Source organism: Mycobacterium sp., assembly GCF_035499775.1.
Taxonomy (GTDB): Bacteria; Actinomycetota; Actinomycetes; order Mycobacteriales; family Mycobacteriaceae; genus Mycobacterium.
In genome coordinates this window covers 1-4,097 of record NZ_DATJYB010000278.1, presented here as the reverse complement: position 1 = coordinate 4,097, position 4,097 = coordinate 1, and the positions used below count along the sequence as shown (strand labels likewise).

Sequence of the window (4,097 nt, the reverse complement as noted above, 5' to 3'; positions counted from 1 at the left end):
GATAGCGCATCACATCGCGGGCGGCTTTGATCTGCTCGGGCGGCAGGAACGAGCCCCGCAGCAGCCCACATTCGAGCAGATGCGCCAACCACTCCGCATCCGAGAGGTCTTCTCCGAACTAAATTGATCTTGATTGTTTAGTTCGTATTCTGTTTTGTTAGAACAGGTTGCAGTGTCCTGGGTGCTCAGTGGCGCGTCCGGCGGTGTCGGTGAAGCTGGGGATGCCCAATTGGACGGTTTTGGCGCGGCTGGCGCTGATCTGGTCCATCTGGGCCAGTTTGGTGTTGGCGCCGGTGAGGCTGACCTTGAGCCCCTCGGCCTCGCCGTACCAGCGGCGGGATTCGGCTTCGGCGATGCGGGCGATGAGGTTGTCGCGGATCTCTTCCAGCCGGGCGCGGGCGGCCGGGTCGGGGCGTAGCAGCGGGCAGCGCAGACAGCTGTGTTCGTGGATGCAGGGAGTGTCATAGGAGCGGCCGCAGTCGCCGATGGCGAGCTTGCGGCGTTGGAAGTGGCCGACGAACTCGGCCCATTCGGCGTCGGTGGGGGTGCGGTATTCCTCGCCGGGGCGCAGCGCTCGGCGGCGGGTGATGAAGGCGCGGTGGCCGTTGATCACTTCCTCGGGGTAGACGGCCTTGTATCCCATGGTGGTGTTGATGTCACGGTGGCCGGCGACGAGTTGGGCGATGTGCGGGGGCATGCCATGGGCAATGGCGTCGGTGATGAATAGCCGCCGAAAGTCGTGGAAGGTGTAACGCATCGGTTGGCCGGCAGCATCTTTGACACCGGTCTGGGTGAGGGCGTGGTCAAGGTAGTGGCGCAGCACAGTCTGGCTGACGGCACGGTGGTCTAGGCGGCGCCGACATTGAAACAGCAGCGGCATGGGCGGGTTGTAGAGGCGTTCGGCCTGGTCGTAGGACACCACCAGCGGCACGCTGGGTCGGTCGCCGCGGATGCGGGCGACGATGGTCGACAACACGTCCGCCAGCTCCGGTGAAATCACCAAAAGTCGCTCGGCGTCGGTCTTGGACGGGGCGATCTGCAGCAGCGGGATGAGTTCCCCGGTGCTTGGCAGCCGGTACTGGATGAGGCTGTGGTGGGACAGCTCGGTCAGTTCTTCGATGCGGATTCCGGTGTGCCGCAATACTTCAACCACGGCCCAGGTCCAAAACCCGCGGTGTTCTTCGAAGCTGAGGTCGCGCCGGGCTCCGGTGTCGGGGTCCTGAGCCCACACACGGCCGGTGGTCTGGGTCTTTAGCACCGATCGGCGCAAGGTCGTGCCGGCGGCGGTGAACAATTCCCCGGGTTGGGTCTGTTCGGCGGCGGTGAGCAGCTCGGCGGTGCGGGCTCGTTGAGCAGTCACCCAGGCGATCAGGGTCGGCAGCACCGGCAGCCGTTCGCGGGTGCGGGTGTCCATGCGCGACTTGCGCTGCAGGCGGGACTTCTTGTGGGAGGCGTCGCTGGCGCTGACTGGGCAGCGGACCGCCCACGGCCCCCAGCGGGCAGGGTCGTCGTCGGCCCACTCGGCCAGGTCGAGGTAGAAGGCCCGCACAGCGGTCAGCACGCTGCGCCCGTCCAGCCGCGGCACGCTGATCTGGCCCTGGCCCTTGGTGGCCTTCGGGCGGGTAAGCACGCGCTGCTTCCACGCCGCGGCGACGTCGCGGGGCAGCTGCAGCGAGTCGATGCCGGGGTGATGGGTCTCCAGATCGGCCCAAAACAGTTTGCCGAGCAGGTAGGCCAGGTGCTGCAGGCTGGAGAAGTCCAGAGCCGTCTGGCGTTCGCGCAGGTAGTCGACCAGCACGTCGCGCACCGGCCCACACGCGATGTGGTAGCGGTCGATCAGCTCCTCGCAGCTGGGTTGTCCGCGGCCGAAGAACATTTCGATCGCGGCGGGCGCGTCCGGGCCCAGGTCGCCGTGCGCGCGCAACAGCTGGTAGAACAACGGGCTTTCGGCGCGCCGGTCGTTGCCGGTCCGCGTGCGCGCAGCGGCGGCCAACAGTTCCAGGCAGTCGCCGACTTGCACCGCCGCGACGTTGCCGCCCTTGGCGGCCATGATGATCGCGATGTTGGTCAGCGCCCGCTGCTGGCATTGCAACCCGATTCGGTCCTGACTGAGCGCGGTGAGCTCGGCGAACGCCGCTCCGTCGCGGGTGCGGGCCATCTCGGGGGCCAGGTTGTGCCGGGCCGGGGCGAACCGCAGCAGCCAGGCCAGGCTGGGCCGGATCACATCGGCGCAGATCAGCACCAGCAGCCCCGAGGTCAGGTGCGGCAGCGGCTTGGCGCGGTCGATGCCGACCAACAAACGCCAGTCCGGTTGGTCCTCGGCGCCGCTGGCCCGCCACCGCTGCTGCCAACACTCGCCGGACTGCCCATGCAGCCAGCCCAGCACCGCCAACACCCCCAACCGCCGGTTGCGTTGGCTGCCGGGGTTGTCCAACGCGAACGGCGCCGCCAGCACCCGCTCGGCCACTGCGGACCGGCGCGCCTGGGTGGCCGGCCACGACGCGGCCAGTGGTCGCGGCGGAAACGCCGCGACCAGTTGTGTCCCGGTGGATTTCACCGATCCCGCCGGCGGTGAGGCCACGGCCAAGGCCACCTGCGAGGTGTCGACGGCGGTCACGACCCGGCCTCACCGAAGAGGATCTGCAGGCTCTCGGCGCGGTACCCCGGCGCTGCAGGCATCGCCGGATCGCGGTCGCGGCGCCGGGCGTGATAGGCCAGCACCTCGGCGATTACGTCTTGGGTCACCGGGTTCAGGTAGCGCTGGGTCGTCGACAGGTGGGCGTGGCCGAGCACCCACTGCACATCGGTCAACGGCATCTGCGGGTCACGGGCCATCCGATAGGCGGCAGTATGCCGCAGATCGTGCAGCGTCCAGTTCGCCCCCAACGCCGCGTTGGCCCGGTTGAACATCGCACGAGCCGCGTCATACCGAAACGCCCGCAACGGTTCTCGCAATGTCCACCACAACGGCTGGTCTCGCCCGGCCGGAGCCAGCCCGGCCAACTGCACCTGATACAACCGCAGCCACACAAACGCATCCGGGGCCGCAGGCAACGGCTGCATCGCCCGGGTCCCCTTGCGGATCACCGTGATCAACTGCTGTCCCGGATCGATATCGGCGACCGTTGCACCCAGCAACTCCGAGGCCCGCGCCCCGGTCGAAACCCAGAACGCGACCAACGCCCGGTCACGATGCGAGCCCAACTGTGCGAACAGCTCGTCGAACCGCTCGTCGGGGATACAGCGCGGCGCCCGGTCCACCACCTTCGGCCGGTACCGCCCGCTGCGATGCCCAGCGAACGGCTCCATCGGATTGTGATGAGCGTCCACCCGGCCAGCACCGCGATAGCGGGCCAGCGGGAACGGGTTGACCATCGGCCCGCTGCCCGCCCCCAAGTGGAAGTCGTAGAACCCGCGCAGCACCGTCTCGCAATGCGCCGCCGTCGCCGCCGCATACCGGCTGCCGCGCACGGCCTTGCCGGTCACCGCATTCACGCCGCCGGGCCCGGTCTGTGAACCAGTCAGGGCGGCAGCGTCACCGTCCGGGCGCCGCCAGTGCGGCCGGGCCGGCTTGTCCGCGATCTGCAGCCAGCGACAGAAATCGCGGGCTTCCACCCGCGTCGCCTGATCCCAGGCCACCCCCAACGCCCACACGAACCGAAACCACCGCAACAGATCCATCCCGTAGGAACGCTGAGTGGTCGCCGGTCGCCCGCACGCGGTCAACTCGGCGAAATACGCCGCGGCCGGCGCGACGACCGCACCGTCGGCATCAACCAGCCGATACGGCTGAAACAGATCGCCGGTGGCCTCCAAAGCACCCCGACCGGGCACCACCAGCACCGCCAAATCCCGCGGCTGTTCTCCATCGCCCATCACGAGCAGCGAACCTAGCCAGCCCAACCCCTGTCGGCACGCACCCACCCCCAACTGCCTGCGGTAGTTCGGTCAACAAGTCGGTCTTGCGGCCCGGCACATTGCGCGCAGCCTGGGCGTTGGCCAGCATCACGTCCAACTGGTCTTCGAGCAGGTAATAAAACGGCTTCCAATAATCCGACGTGGACTCGATTACCACACGACTGACCCGCTCAGCGATC

Annotated in this window: 2 protein-coding genes and 1 pseudogene; all 3 read right to left on the bottom strand. The window is 68.0% G+C overall.

What is annotated here, in order from left to right; genetic code table 11:
- Nucleotides 1–157 precede the first annotated feature (157 nt).
- Nucleotides 158–2,617, bottom strand: coding sequence for a site-specific integrase (locus VML93_RS17785; RefSeq protein ID WP_325612640.1), 2,460 nt, complete (start codon nt 2,615–2,617; stop codon nt 158–160).
- Nucleotides 2,614–3,876 carry a site-specific integrase gene (locus VML93_RS17780; RefSeq protein WP_325612639.1) on the bottom strand — a complete coding sequence of 421 codons (1,263 nt, stop codon included), beginning with the start codon at nt 3,874–3,876 and terminating at the stop codon, nt 2,614–2,616. Before VML93_RS17780 ends, VML93_RS17785 begins: the two co-directional genes overlap by 4 nt.
- Nucleotides 3,877–3,952: 76 nt before the next feature.
- A pseudogene (locus tag VML93_RS17775) lies at nt 3,953–4,097 on the bottom strand (IS110 family transposase); the annotation flags it as partial.

What these genes read in the sequence shown, in the direction of transcription:
- VML93_RS17780 (WP_325612639.1), bottom strand. Translation starts at nt 3,876, where the DNA reads ATGGGCGATGGAGAACAGCCGCGGGATTTGGCGGTGCTGGTGGTGCCC.